Below are 22,597 nucleotides of genomic sequence, written 5' to 3'. Positions count from 1 at the left end.
AGCCGGACGCGGAGCCGGGGCCTGCGTGAGAGCCCCCGTCGCGCGGCGCGGTGAAGTGCTAAGTTCGCGAAGCAGAAGCCTGCGGAAGAGGGGTTGTTGCGCTCGCCGGTCTGGCGACGCGAACGCGGAGCGGGGCACCTGCCAAGCCTGATGTTAATGACATCAGGCTTTTTTTGCTGCGCAACCAGTGAAGGTGAAGATGTACGGCAGTATGTGCTTTCACGGCGGACAGTTCACCCGCCGGCCCGCAAGCTTCCGTCACGTCTTTCGGCCATGGCGATGCAACAGCTTATACAGCGCGGGAATGACCAGCATCGACAGCAGCGGCGCGCTGACCATCCCACCGACCATCTGCGCGGCGATGCGCTGCATGACCTCCGAGCCCACGCCGCCGCCCCACATGATCGGTAGCAGACCGGCCATGATAGTCGCCACCGTCATCACTTTCGGCCGCACACGCAGTACCGCGCCATCGCGGATAGCCGCCAGCAAAGCCTGCTCGTCCAGCCGCCCGTTTTCATCGCGGTGCTTGACCAGCGCATGGTTGAGATACAGCACCATGATCACGCCAAATTCCGCCGCCACGCCCGCCAGCGCAATAAAGCCCACCGCGTCCGCCACCGACAGATTAGTGCAGCAGATAGAGCAACCACACGCCGCCTATCAGCGCAAACGGCAGCGTGCCCATGATAAGCAGCGCATCGCGCACTCGATTGAAAGTGATATACAGCAGAACAAAGATGATCGCCAAGGTGAAGGGCAGCACAATTTTCAGTTTGGCGCTGGCGCGCTCCAGATACTCAAATTGCCCGGACCAGCTTAGCGACACGCCATCGGTCAGCTTGACCTGTTGCGCCACCACCTTCTGCATCTCCAGAACGGCCGATTTCAAATCCCGGCCACGCAGATCCACATAGATCCAGTTCGAGAGCCGGGCATTCTCGCTTTTCAACATCGGCGGCCCGTCATTGACGCGGATAGAAGCCAAATCACCCAAGGTGACCTGTGCGCCGGCGGCGGTAATCACCGGAAGATCGCGCCGCTTTTGCACCGAATCCCGCAGCTCGCGCGGATAACGCACATTAATCGGATAACGCTCGCGCCCCTCGATCGTTTGGCCGATATTCTCGCCGCCGCCGACCGCGGCGACCAACGATTGCAGCGCCTGCACCGTCATGCCATAGCGTGCCGCGCTCACCCGGTCGATATCAACATCAATATAGCGGCCGCCCTTCAATTGTTCAGCCAGGGCTGAGGTGACGCCTGGCACCTGGCGCACTACCCGCTCGATTTGCTGTGCCACCGCTTCTATCTGGTCAATGTTATTGCCGTTAACCTTGATGCCGACCGGGCTCTTGATACCGGTGGCCAGCATGTCCAACCGGTTGCGGATGGGTGGCACCCACACGTTGGCAATGCCGGGCAGTGAGACGGTGTTATCCAACTCGCGCACCAGTTTTTCCATGGTCATTCCCGGTCGCCACTTAACTTTGGGTTTGAAATGGATCGTTGTTTCCAGCATGGTCAGCGGCGCCGGATCGGTGGCGGTGTCGGCCCGCCCCGCTTTGCCGAACACCGTCTCCACTTCCGGCACGGTTTTAATAAGCCGGTTGGTTTGCTGCAGAAGCCGCCGCGCGACTTCGCGCGCTGAGATGCCGGGTAGGGTCGAGGGCATATACAGCCGATCCCCTTCGTCCAGTGGCGGCATGAACTCGCTGCCGAGCCGGCTCAGTGGAAAGAGGGTAATGACCAGCAGCGCCAGCGACAGGCCAAGCGTGGCCCAGGGCCAGGCCAGCGCCAGATTGAGCAAGGGGCGATAAAGTGCGATTAGCCAGCGGTTGAGCGGATTGGCCCCCTCGTCGGGAATGCGGCCGCGGATAAAATACCCCATCAGTACCGGTACCAGCGTAATGCCGAGCCCAGCAGCGATCGCCATGGAGTAGGTTTTGGTGAACGCCAGCTGGCTGAACATCCGACCCTCTTGTGCCTCCAGCGAGAAAACCGGTATGAACGATAACGTGATGATAAGCAGACTACAGAACAACGCCGGACCCACTTCGGTCGCGGCGCGGGCGGAGATCCGCCAATAATCGTCGTTTGATGGCGTCTTACCGGGATGGTCATGGCGCCATTGTTCCAGCACCTTATGCATATTCTCGATCATCACGATGGCGGCGTCGACCATGGCGCCGATGGCAATGGCAATTCCGCCGAGCGACATGATATTGGCGTTAATCCCCTGATAGCGCATGACGATGAATGCGCCGAGTATGCCGAGCGGGAGCGTGATTATCGCTACCAGCGCCGAGCGGAAGTGGAACAGGAACAGGCTGCACACCAACGCCACAACGATGAACTCTTCCAGCAGTTTATGTGATAAAGAGTCAATCGCCTGCTCAATCAGGTGGGCTCGGTCATAGACCGGCACAATTTCGACGCCAGGCGGCAGGCTGCGGCGGATTTCCGCCAGCTTGTTTTTGACGCCGTTGATGGTATCGAGGGCATTTTTGCCATAGCGCATAACCACGATACCGCCGGCGACCTCTCCTTCGCCGTTCAGCTCCGCGACGCCGCGGCGCATCTCAGGCCCGAGCCGGACCTGCGCGACATCGGACAACAACACCGGCACACCGCCGCGGGCGTCGATGACAATGTGGTTAAAATCATTCAGCGTTTTGAGATAGCCGGAGGTGCGCACCATATACTCGGCTTCGCTCATCTCAAGCACCGAACCGCCGCCTTCCTGGTTGGCCTGCTGAACCGCCTCGATGATTTGCTGATGGCTGATATTCAGCGCGCGCATTCTGTCCGGCAACAACACGATTTGATATTGCCGCACCATCCCGCCCAGGCTGGCGACTTCCGCCACGTTGGGCACGGTTTTCAGCTCGAATTTGATTACCCAATCCTGTAATGCGCGCAGCTCCGCCAGATTATGCCGGCCGCTGCGATCTACCAGCGCGTATTCATAAACCCAGCCGACGCCCGTGGCATCAGGCCCCAGGCCGGCACGGGCTTCCGCCGGTAGCGTCGCTTGCGTCTGACTCAGATATTCCAGCACCCGCGAGCGCGCCCAGTAGGGGTCGGTGCCATCGGCGAATAGCACGTAGATATAGGCGTCGCCAAACATGGAAAAGCCGCGCACGGTGGTCGCGCCAGGCACCGACAGCATGGTGGTCGTCAACGGCCAGGTGACCTGATCCTCGACGACCTGCGGCGCTTTGCCGGGATAATTGACCCGGACGATGACCTGGACATCGGACAAGTCCGGCAGCGCGTCCATCGGTGTCAGTTGCAAAGACCAAATGCCCCAGACCGCCAGCAGTAGCGCCGCCAAGATGACCAACAGCCGATTTCGCAGTGACCAGCGAATGATAAAGGCGATCATTGGCCGCTCCTTACCGGAGCGATGTCGGTAAGCTGCGCGCCGTTGTCGTCTAGCGTAAACGCGAATTGCACCCGGCTACCGGTGTTGATCGCCGGCGGCATACCGCTCTTGAGCAAAATAAAATCCATGGTCATCGCCGGCCAACCCAGCGCCGCGATGGCGCCGTGGGCGAGGGTAACCCGTTGACCGTGACGCGCTTTCAGCGTGCCATCCCCGCGGTAGATTTGCGGCGTGGTTGTACCACCGCCGCCGGCGGACTCTGCTGGCGCCGCCGCGCCTGCCAACTGCGGTAAAGCGCCACGCAGACTGGCTTCGGAGTCAATCAGGAATTGTCCGGCGGTGACTACCTTATCGCCGGCATGCAGTCCGTTGATGATTTCCACCCGATCGCCCAAACTGCGCCCGGCGGTGACCTCAATAGGCCGGAAATAACCGTTACCCTCGGCCAGCAGCACGGTATTACGGCTGCCGGTTTGCACCAGCGCGTCTTGCGGAACCGTCAGCACGGTTTCACTCTGACCGCGGCCGTCGGCCCGCTGTACCCGCATGTACATCCACGGCTGCAGGCGAGCGTCATGATTATCGATGGCGATACGTGCCCGGTAGGTACGGGTACTGTTTTCTACCAGCGGCAGCAACTCCTCGACGCGTCCGTGAAAACGCCTGCCCGGCCAGCGCGCGCTGGTAGCGATAATTTCATCGCCCGCCGCGACGGCGCTGGCCTGCGCCTGCGGAAAATCGGCCACCAGCCACAGCGGATCTAACGACGCCAGCTCAAACATCGGCTGCGCGGCGGTGACCTGGCTGCCTTCGCGCACCGACAATTTGTTGATGAAGCCGCTGGCCGGCGAACGCAGCGTGAGGCGGGTCTGAGGTTGTCCGCTGCGCTCAACCGCGCGGACGACGTCTTCCGGCATTAACAGTAATTGCAGTTTCTGGCGTGCGGCGGCCGTTAATTGACGGTCTCCCAATTGCCTTATCGCCAAATATTCCTGCTGTGCGGCGCTCCATTCGGGGATCCACAATTGCGCCAGCGGCTGATTTTGTGTTACGCGCTGCTGTTCGGCGCGCACGTACAATTTATCCACCAGTCCGCCGGCGCGTGCCGGGATTATACGTAAGCTGCGCTCATCGATATTGACGGTACCGAAGGCGTCCAGGTCCTGCGACAACGTGCTTTGCTGCACCGCGGCCACGGCCACCCCCAGGTTTTGCTGCTGGCGGGCGCCAATGGTGATGCCGCCTTGGTCTGGTGTCTCGTCGGCATAGCGGGGCGTCAGCGGCATATCCATAAAGGGCGATTTGCCGGGTTGGTCGAAGCGTTGACCGGGCACCATGGGATCGTACCAGTACAGCACTTTGCGATTGCCGTCACGGGGGGCCTGTTGCGCAGTGGCGGCCTGTTCCGGCGCGGCCGGATGCAGCGCGTAACCGGCGGCGAATGCCGCCATTAGCCCGGCCACCGCCAGCGCGATGGCGCCGGTACGGCGGGTAACAGAGGGGGTCATAACCTGTTCTCCTCGGGAATCAAATAGCGGATGGCGGCCCAGTCCTGGGCCAATTGTCGGGCGGCGCGGTTTTCCTCCAGTTCGCTGCTTAAGAGCGCCTGTCGCGCCTCAAGTAGCTCCGCCAGACCGGCGCTACCGCTGCGATACTGCGCCTGGGTCAGCGCAACGCGCTGGCGCTGTAGCGGCAGAACGTCCTGGGTTTGCCGTCGCCAGCGGCTTTGTGACGCCTGGTAGCGGGCGACCAGCGCCTGTAATTGCGCGGTATGATCGCGGATGGCGAGCGCCAGCCGATCGTTGGCTTCAAAGGTGCGCGCCCGGTCGGCCGCATGGTCTTTATCCTGGCGCTGCGATTGGAATAGCGGCAGATCGACCGTGAACATGACGCCGGCCATATCGTCATAGCCGCTTGCGCGCTGGGCGTGATACACTTCAACACCGACATCGGGCAGCGCGGCCACGGCCGATTGGGCCGAGCGGGCCTGCGCGACGTCCGCTTCCCGGCGTGCCTGCAAAATTTCCGGGTGCGAAGAAATCCCCTGGGTGAGCACATTCAAATCCGCCGGCAGGCGCTCGAAGTGCGGCCATGCGCCCGCAGGTTGCACTTGAGTGACGCCGGTTAACTGCGTGAGACGCGCTTGCGCCAGCGCCACATCGCGCCGGGCATCGGTGACGGTATCGCGCATGGCGCTTAACGCCAGACGCGCATCCAGCACCGCGGCCGCATTCGCTCCGGCTGCTACGCCGGCGCGCCTGACGCTGAGTTGTCGCTCGCTTTCCGCCGCCAGCCGGACGGCGCTCTCCACGGCGCGCTGCGATAACGCCAGATCCAGCCAGGCTTGTGCGGTGTCGCGCTGGAGCTGCGCGCGCAGACGCTGATAATTGGCCGAGACGGCGTCCGCTTCGGCGCGAATGGCGTCTGATTTGCGATCGCGTTTGGTCTGGCTGATATAGTCTTGCATGATGCCCACGCGCTTCATGGTCATCCCTTCCCGAGTAAAGCGGCGATCGTTACTGCCGCCCACCGGGACATTTTCAATACCGAATTTGAGCTGCGGATCCGGCAATTGGCTGGCGGTGTCGGCCTGCTTCTCCAGCGCCTGACGTTGATAAACGGTGGCGGATAAATCCGCTGAGTAGCGTTCGGCACGGACCAGTGACTCAGACAATCCCATCTCTTCGGCGTTGGCAGCCGTCGAGAACAGGAGCGCGAGAACCAGCCATGCCCGAGAGTATCGGCACGGTAACAGCATGATTTTCCTCGCTCAGGGCTGGACGGGCTGAATATCGCTAACGGTATAGGTGCCGTCTTGCAGGCGGAAACTGAAGTTCACCGCGCTACCCTTGGCCAGCGGCCTGGACGCCAGCGCGTCCGGCAGCGCAAAGGTCATCGTCATCGGTGGCCATCTGAGGGCGGGGATCGCCTGGTGGGCGATGGCGACTTCGTGATCTCCCCAGCGCGCGATAGCGCCCTGGGCGCTATAGGTGGCTGTGGCGGTATCGACAGCGGCCTGCTGTATCTCCCGGGCGTCGGCGGTGGTCATGGGGGGAGTAGCGAGGGTAGCGGGGTGGATGTGCACCGTCTGCGCCATAGCGGCAGCATCCTCGGCGGTGGTCATGTGCGAGGTGGCGAGGGTAGCGGGGTGGTTGTACATCGTCTGCGCCATAGCGGCAGCATCGTCGGCGCAGGCGGGCGTTACGGCTGCGGCTGCGGTCAGCGGTGAGAAAACAAAAAATAAGCTTACAACAGCGCTAGCGCTGAGCAATAAAATACGCATGAGAATAATTCCTGAGCAAAAGTCATTTCCTGCCGGCGCAAAGTTTGCGACGGCAACCCGTGGCGTTTGGTCAGGTGGTTATTCCCGGTAACGGCAGAATTTCTCTTCCGCCGGCGGTCCCGCAATGGGGGGCATTAGCCAGGCAACGGTATGCAGCTGCGGCGGCTCATGCCGGTCGATAAGACTCAGTCTGGCGCTGTTCGGCAATGCGATCAGCGGGGCGTGTTGATTATCCTGCTGCACCGAATCCGGCACGCAGTGTTTATCACAGATCGGTTCGGAGGTCAGGGTGTGGCCCGGCTGCGGAATGACACTGTGTATCATGCCTTCGCTATGCTGAATGCTGGGCGGCAGCGAGATGGGTTTCAGATTGCAATCGTGGCTGGCCAGCGCCAGTTGCGCGTTCATCCACAGCCAGATAAACAGCATGCACTGCCAGGCAATCCGCCGGCGGCGGCTGCGAAGCCTGACAATGGCGGTTTCCGTCGCTTCGGTTGTTGCCCTCACCATGGCGGTTTCCGTCTCTTGGGCTACAGCCATCGCGGCGGTTGTTTCCGCCGCTTGGATTACTGCCTGGGGGCGGTGACGTCGCCCATGGCTGTGACGGTATTAATTTCTACAATGGCTATCTTCTCGACGGCGCTTGCTACGCTTGGCGCCGCATTGGGCGGTGCTTCGCCGCGTGCCGCGCGCAGCGTATTCAAATCGTGGATCACCTGATTGCTACTGCCGCGCCAGATAAGCGCAGGATCGTGCAGATCCTGCATAAACTTTCCGTCTACCAGCACATCGACCAGCGTAATTACCTGTTGCTGCGCCAGACTTAGTGTCCCGAGGGTGTAGCCGGTCCACATCCAGACATCTTTGCCGGGACATTCACGGCGCACGCGCTGCAATAACCGGCTGACCGGAATTAAGCCGCCAGGTGCTTTTGTTGTAGCACCCCGGACACTGATGTTCGCAACCAGAGACAAACAGCGTACAGCGAGTACCGGGGCCGTTGATGACATCCACCGGGTAGTACTGGTGATAATTCATCGCCGCTTAGCCAAGCTCGCCGGTCGAAAGATGCTTAACGCGCCGTTTGACTTCCTCCTGCTTACCGGCATTGAAGGGGCGCGCATCCGGGCTGCACAGATAGCCGCAGACCCGCCGGGTTACCGAAACGCGTGCCGGGTTATGGTTGCCGCATTTCGGACAGGTAAAGCCCTTGCTGGTGCAGGCAAATTCCCCGGTAAAGCCGCACTCGTAACATTCATCGATAGGGGTATTGGTACCGTAGTAAGGTACGCGCTGATAGCTGTAATCCCAGACATCTTCCAGCGCCAGCCAGATTGTGCTGCAAATTGGGATACTCGCCATAACAGATAAAACCGCCGCTCGCCAAAGGGGGATAGGGCGCCTCAAAGTCCAGTTTGTCATAAGGGTTGACATTCTTTTCCACATCTAAATGGAAACTGTTGGTGTAATACCCTTTATCGGTCACCCCGTCGATAATACCGAACTGGGCGGCGTCAAGCCGGCAGAAGCGGTCGCACAGGTTTTCGCTCGGGGTGCTGTACAGGCTGAAACCATAACCGGTTTCCTTCTTCCAGCTGTCGGTCGCCGCCTGCAACCGCGCGACGATCGCCAGCGCTTTCTCCCGTAGCTCAGCGCTGTCGTAAACGTGGGTCCGATTGCCAAACAGCGCATTAATAGTTTCATGAATGCCGATATAGCCCAGCGAAATGGTGGCGCGGCCGTGTTTGAAAATTTCGGCGATATTGTCATCCGCCCTCAGCCGCACACCGCAGGCCCCTTCCATGTAGAGGATCGGCGCAACACGCGCTTTTACTCCGTCCAGGCGGGCGATGCGGGTCATTAACGCTTTTTTGGCGAGTAGCAGCCGTTCGTCCAGCAATTGCCAGAAGCGCGCCTCGTCCCGGTTGGCCTCCAGCGCGATGCGCGGCAGATTGAGGCTGATGACGCCGAGATTGTTGCGGCCGTCATGGACCAACTGCCCCTGTTCTTCATATGGCCCCAGGAAACTGCGGCAGCCCATCGGCGTTTTAAACGAGCCGGTGACCTTCACAACCTGTTCATAGTTGAGAATATCGGGGTACATCCGCTTGCTGGCGCACTCCAGCGCCAGCTGTTTAATATCGTAATTAGGATCGCTGAATTTGTGATTTACGCCGTCGCGAATAGCGAACACCAGCTTCGGGAACACCGCGGTTTTGCGGTTTTTACCCAGTCCGGCGATACGGTTGCGCAGTATTGATTGTTGGATAAGCCGTGATTCCGCGCTGGTGCCCAAACCGAAGCCAAAGGTGACGAAAGGCGTCTGGCCGTTGGCGGTATGCAGCGTATTAACTTCATACTCCAGCGATTGGAAGGCATCGTAACACTCTTTCTCAGTGCGGGAGCGCGCGTAGCCTTCCGCGTCAGCAATATGCCATTCGCTGGCGATAGTACGGTGCTTGTCATAACTGGCGGCGACATAGGGCGCCAGTATCTCATCTATCCGGTTGATGGTGGTGCCGCCGTAAATATGGCTGGCGACCTGAGCGATAATTTGCGCGGTGACCGCGGTGGCGGTAGAAATAGAACGCGGCGGCTCTATTTCGGCATTGCCCATTTTAAATCCCTGGGTGAGCATGCCCTGTAAATCGATCAGCATGCAGTTGAACATCGGGAAAAATGGCGAGTAATCCAGGTCGTGATAATGAATTTCGCCGCTCTCGTGGGCCAGTACCACATCACGCGGCAGGATATGTTGGCGGGCGTAATGTTTGGCGACAATACCGGCCAACAAATCGCGCTGGGTAGGAATGACTTTGCTGTCTTTATTGGCGTTTTCGTTTAGAAGCGCCATATTGCTTTGTTCCACCAGCCCACGGATTTCCTGGTTTAATCTGCCGCGCTGCTCGCGGGCCACATCGCGATCATGACGGTATCCGATGTACAGCCGCGCCAGGGTTTTGTAGGGGCCCGCCATCAGCTGATTTTCCACGGCGTCTTGGATATCGCGGATGTCCACATGGGATCGGGGCGCCATTTGCTGCGCCACCAGCGCGGCGACGGTGGCGCAATAATCTGCGTCGTTTACGCCCGCCGCTTGCGCAGCGTGCAAAACCGCCTGGAAAATACGCTGTTCATCGAAATTGACCTGACATCCGTCCCGTTTGATCACTACCGGTTGCACGATGTGACTCCTTGTATGCCGAAAAAGGTTTAAGCGCCGCGCCTGCGGGCAACGCCTGAAAAAAACACGTGTTTCTGGTTGCCGATGACCGGCCAATCCCTGGGCGCATCAACGGCGCGCACACTGCGGGCCTCGGTCTGTCATTATTCATCACAGCGACGGCGGGACGATTGCCGGGGGCATGTCACTCACCGTCCGGCAGGCACCAAAACCGCAGGCTCCGGCCCGTCATTATCCATCACAGCAACGGCGGGCCGATTGCCGGTAGTATGTCACTTATCGCCCGGATGGCACTATATGTAGTCACTATGCTGTGATTCTGGCACAAGATGTAGAGAGGGGTCGTAACGATCGCACTAAAAATTGACCTTGCGCAATAAAGTTTATGTTCGGATGAATTGCTGGACAGCACGATTTTTACCCGCCTGCGCGGTAACGCTTGAAATTGCAGGAAAAAGGAGAGTAAGGCGGATTTTGCCCATTTCCCGGGCAAAAATTCGGACTTGACGGCGTGATTAACTGGCGCACCCCTACACAGCACAGCGTCATCCCACGTAATGCGGCAGAACACAGGACGACATGGGTATCAGCACCTAATACTGCGATGCAGCGCACCCAATGCCGTATAACGCCGTACGACGCGGCGCCAGGCAGTATGACCTTAAGCCATGGCGCTGCGCACGGGCAATGCAATGAGTCGCTTTACCGGTCAGCGATTACGACTGCGCGGCGGTTTGCTTAAGGTGATGGTGTGCCGGTAGCGGCTGTTGAGTATACGCGTAATATTCTTCGATTTTACCCAACTTGTCCGCCACCCGCTCAAGGGAGATGCGTTTTAACAGCTCAGCGGTGATGGGCCGTTTTTCGTCGTTGAAGACCATGGCGCCAAGCAGTTCCATGAAAGAGGGTGATCGCACCAGGCCCATAATGAAGTCCGCCTCCGCTTCATCCCGGCAAGGCAGGAAATAGAGGGTGTCGTCCAATACCACGGCCTTGCCATTCATCGGTTCCACTTTCATAAAATTGATCGGTTTATAGAAACCTGAGATGGCGACTTTCCATGGCGCGAAAGTATAAGCACCGACGCCAAATATCGAAAAGCGGGGCTTGCCCCGATAAATAACGCTGCCCCGGGCATCGAGTTTGTCCGCGTTGGCCAGAAGGTAGCGCCACGTTTTCGGCACGGTGTCGGCAAGTAAAGCGGTGTCCTCTCCAATTTGTTTTTGGGTGATAATCATGAAGCGATCCGCTCTTGACCTGCCTTTCGCCACATCCGAGCTTTTAAGCAGTGTAAACAGAAGCTCAGGTTCGAGGTACACCTGCTCCCCAAGCCCATTGGTCAGCCGGCCGTCAGTCGTTTCTGCCAGCTCCATGACTTTTGAACAATCGTGTTTTACTCCCGAGCGCCAAATGTAATGCGAGTTGCTGGCAATAAGATCGCGGTGACGGGTGTAGGACTGTACATCGGACACCAGGAAACCGTCGTGGAAACCAATGGTGGCATCAGGATCCGCAGCCTGCAGGCTGGCGAATACATCGCAGTCTTGCGATGAGGCACCCATGGCTACCGGCAGGATAAACAGGCAAGCCTCGACGGCCGCACCAAAATGCTGCATGGCGTCGATCTTGTAGATGGCGGCCCGACCGACCGGATCAGCCCGCCGCCACGCCTGGCGCAAAAGCTTGCGCGCCACCGACGTCTTGACGAGCATCGCGATCCAGCCGGCGCGTTCGCGCAGCCATTCGAGCTGATTGAGCAGCATCCATTCGGAAATGTCGAAATTCGCCTTACCGGTAAGCGCTTCCAGCCCCTTATGGCCTTGGAAATTGCATTTGATGGGCAGGTTGGTGCTCTTGAGCAGACCCAGTTCGGCGTTGGTAACCCAAGGCGGGTTGCCCAGCACCAACCAGGGTCCCGGACAGCCGGCCAATACCGCATCCCAGTCGACGCTGAAGAAGTCGCCTTGCTCCACCCGGGCGGCATTCTCCAGGCGCAGCAGGGCATCCATTACGTACGCCGCGTTAATCTCCACGCCCAGCAGATGCCGCGCTGCGGTGAAATGTTCGGCGGCAGCCTGCAGGAAAGTACCCTGTCCGCAAGTGGGTTCCACGATTGCACCCGGTGAGATACCGCGCCGAGTTAGAACGGCACAGACGTCACGCGCCAGGCCAAGCGGGGTTTGAAAATCCCCAAATTGCCAGACGTTTCGCTCTTTTCTCCCGGCCATCGTCAGCGCACCCGTTCCAGACCGTCTACGGCACCCGCCTGTAATATGACCCGGCTATACTGCAGCCGCCATTGCAGCGCGTTTGAAATGGTGAGATAGCCTTGCAGCGGCGGTTCGTGCAGTACCGCTTCCGCGATGTTGCGCGCCTCTATTTCGTCAACGGGCAGGTTCTTATCCTGAATGAAAGCAACGATATCGTCCGCATTACCGTCATTGTCTATGATTTGACGCAGGCCGCGCGTCATCTGAAAGTCCGCGGTACGGTTCTTATCGACGAAAATGGTGTGCATCATGTTCAGCCGGCCGGTGCGCGCGGCCGGATCATCCATTTTCTCATAAACAAACACAATGAGATGGTAGCCGAGCCCGTAAATTTTCTGCCGCGCTGACTTATAAGGGCAGGAGGATTGCGGTTGTCGGATACTCGTAACCTTAATGTCGACGTTCAGGCTCGGGAGATCGATACCGTTGGCGGAATTACCTGCCCCGAAGCGATAACGTTCCATTAGATGAGAGGTAAATTTGTGCTCAAGGTAAGTGCCGACCGACTTTCAGTCCGTCACTCCGAATAGCGCCGGTTCATCGTACTTGCTCTCAACCGCAGCGAAGTTGGCGGCTTCTGCCCACAAATGCTCAAGTGTTAGTTCTATTTTATCGGCGAACACGGCTTTTCCATCAATATTGTCACCTGTGGCGTTCAACCTACCACAGAGCGCGTTGCCGCTCCATCTCGTTTCAGGGGTTAACCGTGGCTGTTGTTAGGGCGCGTGGGAGGTGCGCGCCGCCTGACGCCCATCGTCTGGGCAAACGACCCGGATTATCCTGGCCGGGCACAGTGCAAAGCGGGGCGGCATTGACGGCATTGACGCCGTGGCGCCAATGCGCGTAGGTGCCCGGGTAAAGAAAGCGTGTATGGGCTGATGCTCGTCAAAGCAGTTTGTTAGCGCCGGGCAGATCAATACATGAGTACTTACCAACCCGACGTGTCAAGCGCGCCTGCGAACTGTTACGCGGTAGCAACAGCGTGGCGGCGGAGAACACCCGCCAGGCCGGTTTTGCCGACAGCCAATATGTCATTACCTGCTTTAAAAAGATGATGGGTCAGACGCCGCTTGCCTACCACATGAGCGGCCGTCATGCATGTAATCGCCCTGTCGGCGCTCTGCCTAGCGGCGTACGGCGATAGCTTCGATCTCGATTTTCACATCTTTCGGCAGACGGGCGACTTCCACGCATGAGCGGGCCGGAAACGGCGCGTTGTGTTCGGTAAAAAAGGCTTCATAGGTGGCGTTAACCGTTGCAAAATCATTGAGGTCTTTGACAAACACCGTCGTTTTTACGATGTCCGCTACCTGCAAGCCCGCCGCTTCGACGATGGCTTTAACATTTTCCAGGGATTGGCGCGCCTGATCGGCAATGGCTTCCGCGACCTGGCCGCTTTTCGGGCATACCGGGATTTGGCCGGAGGTGAGGACCATATTGCCCAGATCAACCGCCTGTACATAAGGACCGATGGCTGCCGGCGCGTTTTCCGTATTGATAATGCGGGTCATGGCTACTCCTGATGATAAGACATTCAACAAAATCACGGCGGCCGGTCAGTTTGGGAACGTGACCGGCCGCTGCACGGCGGTCAGGCGTTTTGAATCACCGCCTGGTGTTCAAATTCCTTCTCGCAATATTTGCACTGTAAATGCACCTGCTGACCGCGGACCTGCACGCGAAAACCGGACGCTACCGGCTCGCTGCGGCTGATACAGTTACTGTTGGGACAGGTAAGCACGCCGTCGATACGCTCCGGTAGCGAAAGCGTTTGTTTACGCACCACATCGTAATTGTCAATCCGGTTGACGGTGGCGAGCGGCGCATAAATGGCCAGCTGATTGGCCTGCTCTTCGGTCAGGAAAACATTTTCCAGCTTGATAAGATCCTTTTTGCCCTGCTGGTTGGAGGGCAAGTTAAGACCAATGGTGATCCGTTCATCGGTGGCGGTCAGTTTAAACAGGCTGAGCAGTTTCATGCCCACCTGTGTCGGGATATGGTCGATGACCGTGCCGCGGCGAATGGCTTCAACCTGTAATTTATTATCGTGCGTCATGGGTGGTTCCCCTCATGCGGCCTGTTGTTGTTCAGGCGGTTGACTCTTAGGCAGTATCGCGGCCGCTGGCCCGGCGCGGAAACGGCGATACGCGGCCGGATGGTGTCCGGGTGTCTATCGGCAATCGCGCTCTCGCAAGCGGCGCCGCCAGGCAAGGCAGAGCGGCGGCGGCGCAAGGCCGGCGAGAGCAAAAACGGCTGACCCTCTCACCGAGCTCCCTTACGACGTCGGTTGATCCGGATTGTGGCCCAGCACCGCGGCTAGCAGCGCCTGACGGGCGAAAATGCCGTTACCGGCCTGCTGGAAATAATAGGCGTAGGGCGTATGATCCACTTCAATGGCGATTTCATCCACCCGCGGCAGCGGATGCAGCACCTTCAGATTGGCGCGCGCTTGCAGCAAATCGCCGGCATGCAGAACAAATTGCGCTTTTACGTTGGCGTACTCCGACGGATCCAGCCGCTCTTTTCGCACCCGAGTCATATAGAGGATATCCAGCTCCGGGATCACGTCTTCAATGCTGGCGTGAAGACTGTACGCGATGCCCTTTTCCTCCAGCATATGCAGGATATGGGCCGGCATCGCCAGCGCCTGCGGGGCGATAAAATAGAAGCGGTTACCGTCGAATTTGGCCAGCGCCTGCGTCAGGGAATGGACGGTGCGGCCGTATTTCAAATCGCCCACCATGGCGACGCTGAGGTGATCCAAACGGCCCTGGGTTTCCTGAATAGTGAACAGATCCAACAGAGTCTGGGTCGGGTGTTGGTTAGCGCCATCGCCGGCGTTAAGAATCGGTACCTGCCCGGAAAATTCGGTGGCGAGGCGGGCCGCACCCTCTTGAGAATGACGCATAACGATGGCATCGACATAGGTGCTTATCACCGAGATGGTATCGTCCAGCGTCTCGCCTTTTTTGCCCAAAGAGGTATTGTCGGCATCGGGGAAGCCCACCACCGAGGCCCCCAAACGGTGAATGGCGGTTTCAAACGACAGGCGGGTCCGGGTCGATGCCTCGAAAAAACAACTGGCAATAACCTTGTGTTTGAGTAATTCCGGCTGCGGCCGGGCCTTGAGCGCCGCGGCGGTGGTTAATACCATCTCCAGCTCCTCGCGGCTCAGGTCGTTAATAGAAATGATATGCTTTTGATAAAGGGGATTGACCATCTTTCCTTCCTCCTTATGAGCGCCGGTCATGCCGCCGGATGCCGGGTTGCGTGCAAAAAAAAGCCCCTCATTGAGGGGCGATAATAACATTATATAACGAGAGCAGCCGCGGCGCCTGGCCGCCAGCGTGAAACGTTTGCAGCTGAATATAGGCCAACGTGCTGATGCTGTGCATGGTTCCTCCCGGCAAATTGCCCGGCATTATACGCCGGTGAATTTCTACTTCAAGCCTAAATAATGTCCAGCGACGTCGAAGGGGCCGTTTTGCCGCCGGAGTAAAATAACTGATGAATTGTGCTCACCGTTCACCCGTTTCTTGCTTTACACTAAAACGACTTTTCATTTTCAGGGAAATATCATGATCACCGGTAACGTCAATCATCTCGAATTCATTCCGTATCTGCCCGCCAAACTGCGCGCCGCCATCGATTACGTCAAACGCCACGTCAACGATGAGACGCCGGCGGGTAAACATGATATCGAGGGTAATGAAGTCTTTGTCATCGTTTCCAACGATGTGACGGAGCTGCGGCAGGCGCGCCGCGCCGAATATCATGCCAAATACCTAGATATCCAGATTTTGCTGCACGGTACCGAAGCACAGTGCTATAGCACGCTGACGGCGGGTAAACCGGAGACTGACAAGCTGGTGGAAAAAGATATTGCGTTTCTGCCGGCGGGCCAGCAGAAAAAACAGGTGGTGCTACAGGCGGGGGATTTTGTCGTGTATTTCCCGGGTGAAGTGCATACGCCGCTGTGCGCCGTGGGCGAGCCGGCGAATATTCGCAAGGCGGTGGTGAAGATTGATGCGGCGCGGGTGGTCTGAGCCGCGCGCGGCGTTAACTTCCGCGGTTGAAACCCTGGCCTGATAGCACGTTAAGCCTCGGCGGCGCAGGCGGTGGACGAGAATCTACTGGCGGCGGCCATCAAGCGCCGCGCGAACGTTACCCGGCTAACGGCGGTGCGAGCGTTGCCACCATCACCGCTTTGATGGTATGCAAGCGGTTTTCCGCCTGATAGAAGACCACGCTATGGGGGGATTCAAACACCTCATCGGTCACCTCCATGCCGCCAGACAGGCCATATTGCGCCGCCATCTGCTTGCCGAGCGTGGTCTGATCGTCATGAAGTGCGGGCAGACAGTGCAGGAATTTCACCTGTGGATTGCCGGTCTGATGCAGCAGGGCCATATTTACCTGATAGGCGCGCAGCAGCGTGATACGTTCCTGCCATACTCCTTTGTCCTCGCCCATGGATACCCACACATCGGTATAAATAAAATCCACCGCTTTCACGCCGGCGGCGATATCCTCGGTCAAGGTGATATTACCGCCGTTTTGCTGCGCCTGACGGCGGCAGGCGGTCACCAGCTCCTGATCGGGCCAACAGGCGCTGGGGGCGACAAGCCGCAGATCGAGGCCGGTCAGCGCCGCCGCTTCCAGCAGCGTATTGCCCATGTTATTGCGAGCATCGCCGACGTAGGCCAACTTCATTTGGTTAAAGGTTTTTTCCGGTAGACATTCCTGCATGGTCAGCAGATCGGCCAGCAGCTGGGTCGGATGGAACTCGGTTGTCAGCCCATTCCATACCGGCACGCCGGCATAGCGCGCCAACGTCTCGACGATCCCCTGTCCGTAACCGCGGTATTGAATGCCGTCATACATGCGGCCCAGCACCCGGGCGGTATCCTTAATGGATTCTTTATGGCCAATCTGGCTCCCGCTCGGCCCCAAATAGGTCACGCGGGCGCCCTGATCAAAGGCGGCAACCTCGAAAGAGCAGCTAGTACGGGTCGAATCTTTCTCGAAGATGAGCGCAATATTTTTACCGGCCAGCCGCGGCGTCTCGCCGCCAGCGCGCTTCTGCCGCTTGAGGTCGGCGGCCATCGCCAGCATCTGATTAATTTCGGCAGAGGTAAAATCCATTAACCGCAGGAAATTGCGTTGAAACAACTGATTCATCATCCATTTCTCCCTCAATACTCTGTCAAACTGGTTGAATTAAAATTCACTTTATATGTATGAATATTCAAATTAAAGTGATGGCGGCAAATCTTTTACCATTAAGCTGGAGCCGCACCCGCCGCTGTGTGAAAATAGCCGTCCTACAGGCCGACGTATTGAGGACAGGGGCATGGCACATTCATTTCTTGACGAGCAACGCGAAGAGACGCGTCTGATTATTGACGAGCTTCTAGAAGACGGCAGCGATCCCGAGGCGCTTTACACTATCGAACATCATCTCTCCGCCGACGATTTTGACACCCTGGAGAAAGTGGCGGTAGAGGCCTTTAAACTGGGTTATGAAGTTACCGATGCCGAAGAGTTGGAAGTTGAAGGCGGCGAAACGCTAATGTGCTGCGATGCAGTCAGTGAAATCGCGCTGCAGGCGGAGCTTATCGATGCGCAGGTCGAGCAGTTGTTCACCCTAGCGCAGCGCCTGGGGGTGAATTACGACGGCTGGGGCACCTACTTTGAAGATCCCGACGGCGAAGAGGAAGAGGGCGACGAGTTCGATCGAGATGACGAAGACGGCCCGGCGGACAGCGACGAGGTGCCAGCCACCCGCCATTGATTGCCCCCGCCGCTGACCGCAGCGGTCGGCTGAAGAATGAAGCGAATAGGACCGTTGCCGGCGCTATTCGCGTCCACCGCAGGCGGTTATAACGTCTTCAACATGGTGACTTCACAGTCAACATGGCCGGTATTGCCCATCGGGCCAGGGATATGGCAAAAACCCAGCTTTTAATACAGCGCGATAGCGAGATCCAGCGTGGCGGTGGTTTCCAGATGGCATTGGCGGAAACCCTGCTCACGGGCGAAGGTCAGCGCCCGCTGGGCCAGCTCCCACGCTACGCCTCGCCCGCGCAGTGCGGGCAGAAAATACATCTTCTGCAGTTCGCAGATTGCCTCCTTTTCGCCGCTTAACGGCGCGCAGCCGCCCCCGCCCACCAGTTATCCCCGCAGTTCGATAACACAATAGGCGCTGCGCGGCTGGCTGTAGAGTATAGAGAAGTAATTTATTTGATACTTACGGGAATTGGCGGGATCTGGCGGGAATTCGTGAGATTTCTTAGGCTTAGGGATGATTTATGTATTTGATACCGATGAACAAAAAAGAGCCTATAGGCAAAACATTTGATACTCACCACTACGGCCTTAAAACCGCTTTAATACTTAAAAAACCCAACTCTTTTGGGTTTAGCCAGTGCATCAAGCACTGGCCTAATACTTATAATTTACTTCCTTCGTAAGGGTACTACATTGCTTGATAGCATGTAAAATCTCTCTGACTCGATCAGCCGGTAGTTCCTGCAAACTTAAAGCAGCCGTCCGTTGTTCTCCGCTGTTGTGCAGGGCTCCAGATCCAGTTCTCTGGCGAACCTCTGCGTTTCATGCGCGGTATACGCTGAACCGTTGTCCGTCAACCACTGCACCGCTGTATCGGGTAACCTGTCGCCGAAGCGCTTTTCTACCGACATCAGCATCACATCCTGCACGGTCGAACTGTCGTAGCCTACAGTGCTCGCAGCCCAGTCTATGGCCTCTCTGTCGCAGCAGTCCAGTGCGAACGTGACCCGCAGTTTTTCACCGTTGTCGCAGCCGAACTCGAAGCCATCTGAACACCAGCGAATATCGCTTTCTGCCACCGCGATCCTGCCCTTATGCTCACGCCTCGGCCGCTCTGGTTTTCAATGTAATAACAGCAGGTTATGCTCACACATGATCCTGTAAAGTCGTTTCGCATTTACCGGCGTCAGTCCCTCTGCGCGACGTTGTTTACACAGGATGCCCCACACCCGCCGATAGCCGTAGCTGGGCATATCGCTGATGATGTCGAGGATGTCCGACAGTATTTCAGCGTCTGCTTCGTCATTACGCCGGTTACAGCGCCTGTCCTGCCAGTCGGCAGAACGCTTAATCCGCAGTGACAGCGGCGCACGCGACACGCTCATGGCGCGGCTGACCTGTGCTATTTCCCGGCCTTTGGCAACAAGGGCGCGTGCGCTATCCATTTTCGTGACTGGCCGTACTCCACGGCTTCTTTTAGGATCTCAACCTCCATCGTCTTCTTACCCAGAAGGCGCTGGAGCTCCCGGACCTGCTTCAATGCAGCTGCAAGCTCAGAGGCAGGAACAACGTCCTCCCCGGCAGCCACGGCGGTGAGGCTTCCTTCCTGATATTGCTTTTTCCACTTAAACAGCAGGCTGGGCTGGATACCGTGCAGTCGTGCGAGATGGGAGACATTCATGCCGGGCTCCATCCTCTGCTGAATAATGGCCATTTTTTCCTGAGGAGTTTTACGTTTACGGACTTCTTGACCTAACAGGATCCCGGTCATATCAAAATTGGCGTTAGTGTTAGACATATATTCAAGCCTATCTCTTATCTGGAGATACAGCTACTGTCTGGTGTTTCAGGGGGATAAATCATAGAGGTATTTTCGTGTATAACGTAAAAATCAATTATGGAATTATCATATCTATTGCATCAGTCGATGGGTTCTAATTCATTGATTTTATTTGTTATTTTTTCAGCACGGAATTTATAACCACTACGCTCCCGATAGTATCTATATGTTGCAGTCGCAGTAATAATTATTTTGACGATCAATAGCTGATTATTGATCGGTAAGATTTATAGTATTGCATAAGGATTGCATCAATGAGTACGCCAATCATACCATGGGTAGGAGGGAAGCGGCGTCTAGCTAAACGTCTTCTATCGTGCTTTCCTGAGCACGAATGTTACGTTGAACCATTCTGTGGGGGGGCTGCGCTGTTTTTCAGTAAGGATCCATCCACGGTCGAAGTGTTGAACGATATCAACGGGGATTTGATAAACCTCTATCGGGTAGTAAAACACCATTTGGAGGAGTTTGTACGCCAGTTCAAGTGGGCCTTTAGTAGCAGGCAGCTGTTTGATTGGCTGAAAGAAACACCTCCGCAAACGCTGACCGATATCCAGCGAGCCGCCCGGTTTTACTATCTTCAGCAGCTCACATTTGGTGGCAAAGTGAGCGGGCAGAGCTTTGGTACTTCCGCTGTACGATCACAAGCATTGAACCTCCTAAGAATCGAAGAACAGCTATCACAGGCTCACCTGCGTTTATCTGAGGCAACCATAGAGCATCTTGGGTGGTAGGCTTGTATCGAAAAATATGATAGGCCACACACATTGTTCTATCTTGATCCACCTTACTGGAAGACTCAAGGCTATGGTGTGGCGTTTACCCTGGAGAAATACAGCATCATCGATAGTCTGGCTCATTCGATATCAGGAAAAATGATTATTTCAATTAATGACATCCCAGAAATGAGGAAAATATTCAAAAATCTTCATATCGACGTTGTTGATCTAAAATACTCATTGGGCAGCAAGCGCGAGTTGATCGTCCGCAATTTCGCCTGATTCCCTTTTTGCAAACAATTTTGGACTGTCCAAAATGGCCATTTTTTAGGGTTTAAAGGAGTCCAGAATTGCTTGCAAATTAGTCCAAAATATTTTGCATCGCTACAGGCGCAGCGCGCCCACGCCGGTTTTGATATGGAGATACTTTATCATGCGCGCAGTCAGCACCATGAAGCCGAACAGCGCTACGACGCCCGCTATTGCGATCTCGATACCCTACTGGCGCAAGCGGATTTCGTCTGCCTGATCCTGCCGTTAACGGAACAGACGCATCATTTGATCGACGCCGCCAAGCTGGCGAAAATGAAGCCCGGTGCCATCCTCATCAATGCGGGCCGCGGTCCGGTGGTGGATGACGCGGCGCTGACAACGGCGCTGGAAAACCGCACCTTCCTTGGCGCCGGGCTCGATGTGTTCGAGCAGGAACCGCTGCCGGTAACGTCGCCGCTGCTGCGCCTGCCCAATGTGGTGGCACTGCCGCATATCGGCTCCGCCACCCATGAAACGCGCTACAATATGGCCGCCGACGCGGTGAATAATCTCATCACCGCCCTCACCGGTCGGGTAGAGAAAAACTGTGTCAACCCTGAGATCCTCCCCGGCCATTAGCGCAGTGGCACCTTACGGCGACGGCCAAAACCAGGCCTGGAGGCGCGACAACCGCCGCCGAGACGGCTGTCGTCCCGGCTAGCGCGACGTTTTTCTTACGCCTGGCTGGGGCGATGAGGCTGCGGTTTAGGCTGTCGGTGCTATGATTACCGCCTATGCTGTTTGCTATTCGCGCAACAAAGGAACCGTCCAGTAATGAAAGGAAAGAAGAATGAGCGTAAGTGAGACACAGCTGAAGGCGACCTCTTACCTGTTGATGTTTCTTTTTATCACCCTGATCATCCCGCTGCATCTGTTTCCCTGCTTCATCGCCGGCTTTCTGGCGTATGAGGTGATCATTTCCCTGACGCCGTGGTTTGAACGATTAGTCGGCAGCGGCCGCGCACGCTGGGTCGTGGTAACGCTGATTGCCGCATTTGTGGTGATTGCCATGACGCTGGGTATCGTGAGCCTGGTAAGCTTCCTGACCTCGGATATCCAGCGCGGTATCGACATTACCGCCGAAACCAACCGCATTTTTTCCGATGTGAAGAACAGCATCCCCGATTATCTCCCCTCGTTCCTGCCTGAAAGCGCGGAGGAGCTGAAAGATCAGCTCTTTGCCCTGGTGGAGTCCAATTTAATTATTATCCGCAATATGGGCCGCACTTTTCTGCACGGGCTGATTACCATTTTTATCGGCCTTATTATCGGCGCGGTGATTTCGCTGAATAAGCCGTCCGGTCGCAACACCTACTTTACGCAGCAGTTGCTGGAGCGCCTGCATTACCTCTCGCAGGCGTTTCGCAATATCGTCTTCGCCCAGATCAAAGTGTCGTTGGTCAATACCCTGCTGACGTCGATGATGATTCTGGTGCTGTTCCCGCTGTTCGGCGTGCATCTGCCGCTGGGTAAGACGCTGATCGTGGCCACCTTTATCTTCGGCCTGCTGCCGATTATCGGTAATCTTATTTCCAATTTCATGATTATCATTTCGGCGCTTTCCATCTCCTTGAGCGTGGGGGGCGTGATGGTGCTGTACCTGATCTTGATTCACAAGTTGGAGTATTTCCTTAATGCCGAGATCGTCGGCAGCCGCATCAATGCTAAATCCTGGGAGCTGCTGCTGGCGATGCTTATCTTTGAAGCGGCGTTTGGTCTGGAAGGGTTGGTGGCGGCGCCGATTTATTACGCTTACCTGAAAACCGAGTTGCGGGCGCGGGAGCTTATCTGACCGGTGACACCCTGCGCTC

General features: G+C 57.0%; 13 protein-coding genes and 8 pseudogenes. 6 read left to right on the top strand and 15 right to left on the bottom strand.

The features are described 5' to 3' along the window. Positions 1-258: 258 nt before the first annotated feature. From JZM24_RS03070 to JZM24_RS20020, 9 genes and pseudogenes are all read right to left on the bottom strand, one after another. A pseudogene (locus tag JZM24_RS03070) lies at positions 259-3,388 on the bottom strand (efflux RND transporter permease subunit). After that, on the bottom strand, positions 3,385-4,896 hold the full coding sequence (locus JZM24_RS03065; RefSeq protein ID WP_215668522.1) for an efflux RND transporter periplasmic adaptor subunit: 1,512 nt from the start codon (positions 4,894-4,896) through the stop codon (positions 3,385-3,387). The pseudogene JZM24_RS03070 and the gene JZM24_RS03065 overlap by 4 nt, the downstream one beginning before the upstream one ends. Continuing rightward, complete coding sequence (locus JZM24_RS03060) at positions 4,893-6,068, bottom strand: TolC family protein (RefSeq protein WP_246579982.1); 1,176 nt, start codon at positions 6,066-6,068, stop codon at positions 4,893-4,895. Before JZM24_RS03060 ends, JZM24_RS03065 begins: the two co-directional genes overlap by 4 nt. A gap of 90 nt (positions 6,069-6,158) precedes the next feature. After that, positions 6,159-6,560, bottom strand: a complete 402-nt coding sequence (locus JZM24_RS03055; protein ID WP_246579860.1) for a copper-binding protein — start codon at positions 6,558-6,560, stop codon at positions 6,159-6,161. Between the two features lie 189 nt (positions 6,561-6,749). Beyond that, on the bottom strand, positions 6,750-7,211 hold the full coding sequence (locus tag JZM24_RS03050) for a hypothetical protein (RefSeq protein ID WP_215668520.1): 462 nt from the start codon (positions 7,209-7,211) through the stop codon (positions 6,750-6,752). Between the two features lie 161 nt (positions 7,212-7,372). Beyond that, positions 7,373-7,709, bottom strand: a pseudogene (locus tag JZM24_RS03045) (4Fe-4S cluster-binding domain-containing protein); the annotation flags it as partial. Between the two features lie 6 nt (positions 7,710-7,715). Then, positions 7,716-9,855 (bottom strand): annotated as a pseudogene (gene nrdD, locus JZM24_RS03040) (anaerobic ribonucleoside-triphosphate reductase). Between the two features lie 716 nt (positions 9,856-10,571). Continuing rightward, positions 10,572-12,083, bottom strand: coding sequence for a DNA methyltransferase family protein (locus JZM24_RS03035; protein WP_215668519.1), 1,512 nt, complete (start codon positions 12,081-12,083; stop codon positions 10,572-10,574). A gap of 2 nt (positions 12,084-12,085) precedes the next feature. Beyond that, positions 12,086-12,622: pseudogene (locus tag JZM24_RS20020) on the bottom strand (type II restriction-modification system restriction endonuclease); the annotation flags it as partial. 398 nt (positions 12,623-13,020) lie between these two features. Between JZM24_RS20020 and JZM24_RS03025 the strand changes: the two are divergent. Beyond that, a complete protein-coding gene (locus tag JZM24_RS03025; protein WP_215668517.1) occupies positions 13,021-13,269 on the top strand; it encodes a helix-turn-helix domain-containing protein in 249 nt (82 codons plus the stop codon). On the opposite strand, the gene ridA is transcribed toward JZM24_RS03025, so the two are convergent. The 3 genes from ridA to pyrB form a co-directional block, all read right to left on the bottom strand. Next, positions 13,250-13,636: a Rid family detoxifying hydrolase gene (gene ridA / locus JZM24_RS03020; protein WP_215668516.1), complete on the bottom strand. Its 387-nt coding sequence runs from the start codon at positions 13,634-13,636 to the stop codon at positions 13,250-13,252. The two genes, JZM24_RS03025 and ridA, sit on opposite strands and share 20 nt — an antisense overlap. A gap of 80 nt (positions 13,637-13,716) precedes the next feature. Continuing rightward, complete coding sequence (gene pyrI / locus JZM24_RS03015) at positions 13,717-14,181, bottom strand: aspartate carbamoyltransferase regulatory subunit (protein ID WP_215668515.1); 465 nt, start codon at positions 14,179-14,181, stop codon at positions 13,717-13,719. A gap of 219 nt (positions 14,182-14,400) precedes the next feature. Next, positions 14,401-15,345: an aspartate carbamoyltransferase gene (gene pyrB / locus JZM24_RS03010; RefSeq protein WP_215668514.1), complete on the bottom strand. Its 945-nt coding sequence runs from the start codon at positions 15,343-15,345 to the stop codon at positions 14,401-14,403. 358 nt (positions 15,346-15,703) lie between these two features. Between pyrB and JZM24_RS03005 the strand changes: the two genes are divergently transcribed. Further along, complete coding sequence (locus JZM24_RS03005) at positions 15,704-16,171, top strand: NanQ anomerase/TabA/YiaL family protein (protein ID WP_215668513.1); 468 nt, start codon at positions 15,704-15,706, stop codon at positions 16,169-16,171. 118 nt (positions 16,172-16,289) lie between these two features. Here the strand turns inward: JZM24_RS03005 and argF are convergent, their stop codons facing one another. After that, positions 16,290-17,306 (bottom strand): ornithine carbamoyltransferase, encoded by a 1,017-nt coding sequence (gene argF, locus JZM24_RS03000; protein ID WP_215669981.1) that lies wholly within the window; start codon positions 17,304-17,306, stop codon positions 16,290-16,292. Positions 17,307-17,478: 172 nt separating this feature from the next. On the opposite strand from argF, the gene rraB reads away from it, so the two are divergent. Continuing rightward, a complete protein-coding gene (gene rraB / locus JZM24_RS02995) occupies positions 17,479-17,919 on the top strand; it encodes a ribonuclease E inhibitor RraB (RefSeq protein ID WP_215668512.1) in 441 nt (146 codons plus the stop codon). A gap of 86 nt (positions 17,920-18,005) precedes the next feature. On the opposite strand, the pseudogene JZM24_RS02990 reads toward rraB, so the two are convergent. Both JZM24_RS02990 and JZM24_RS02985 read right to left on the bottom strand, forming a co-directional pair. After that, positions 18,006-18,350, bottom strand: a pseudogene (locus JZM24_RS02990) (GNAT family N-acetyltransferase); the annotation flags it as partial. A 338-nt stretch (positions 18,351-18,688) separates the two neighbouring features. After that, a pseudogene (locus tag JZM24_RS02985) lies at positions 18,689-19,686 on the bottom strand (IS3 family transposase); the annotation flags it as partial. Positions 19,687-20,000: 314 nt separating this feature from the next. On the opposite strand from JZM24_RS02985, the pseudogene JZM24_RS02980 reads away from it, so the two are divergent. The 3 genes and pseudogenes from JZM24_RS02980 to JZM24_RS02970 all read left to right on the top strand — a co-directional run bounded on the left by JZM24_RS02980 (position 20,001) and on the right by JZM24_RS02970 (position 22,578). Beyond that, positions 20,001-20,756: pseudogene (locus JZM24_RS02980) on the top strand (DNA adenine methylase). A gap of 108 nt (positions 20,757-20,864) precedes the next feature. Continuing rightward, positions 20,865-21,365, top strand: a pseudogene (locus tag JZM24_RS02975) (NAD(P)-dependent oxidoreductase); the annotation flags it as partial. Between the two features lie 211 nt (positions 21,366-21,576). Continuing rightward, a complete protein-coding gene (locus tag JZM24_RS02970; protein WP_215668511.1) occupies positions 21,577-22,578 on the top strand; it encodes an AI-2E family transporter in 1,002 nt (333 codons plus the stop codon). Positions 22,579-22,597 lie beyond the last annotated feature (19 nt).

The organism is Candidatus Sodalis endolongispinus (assembly GCF_018777395.1).
GTDB lineage: Bacteria > Pseudomonadota > Gammaproteobacteria > Enterobacterales > Enterobacteriaceae > Sodalis_B > Sodalis_B endolongispinus.
Note: the sequence above shows the minus strand (reverse complement) of the source record. Positions and strands in the feature narration are given on the sequence as shown.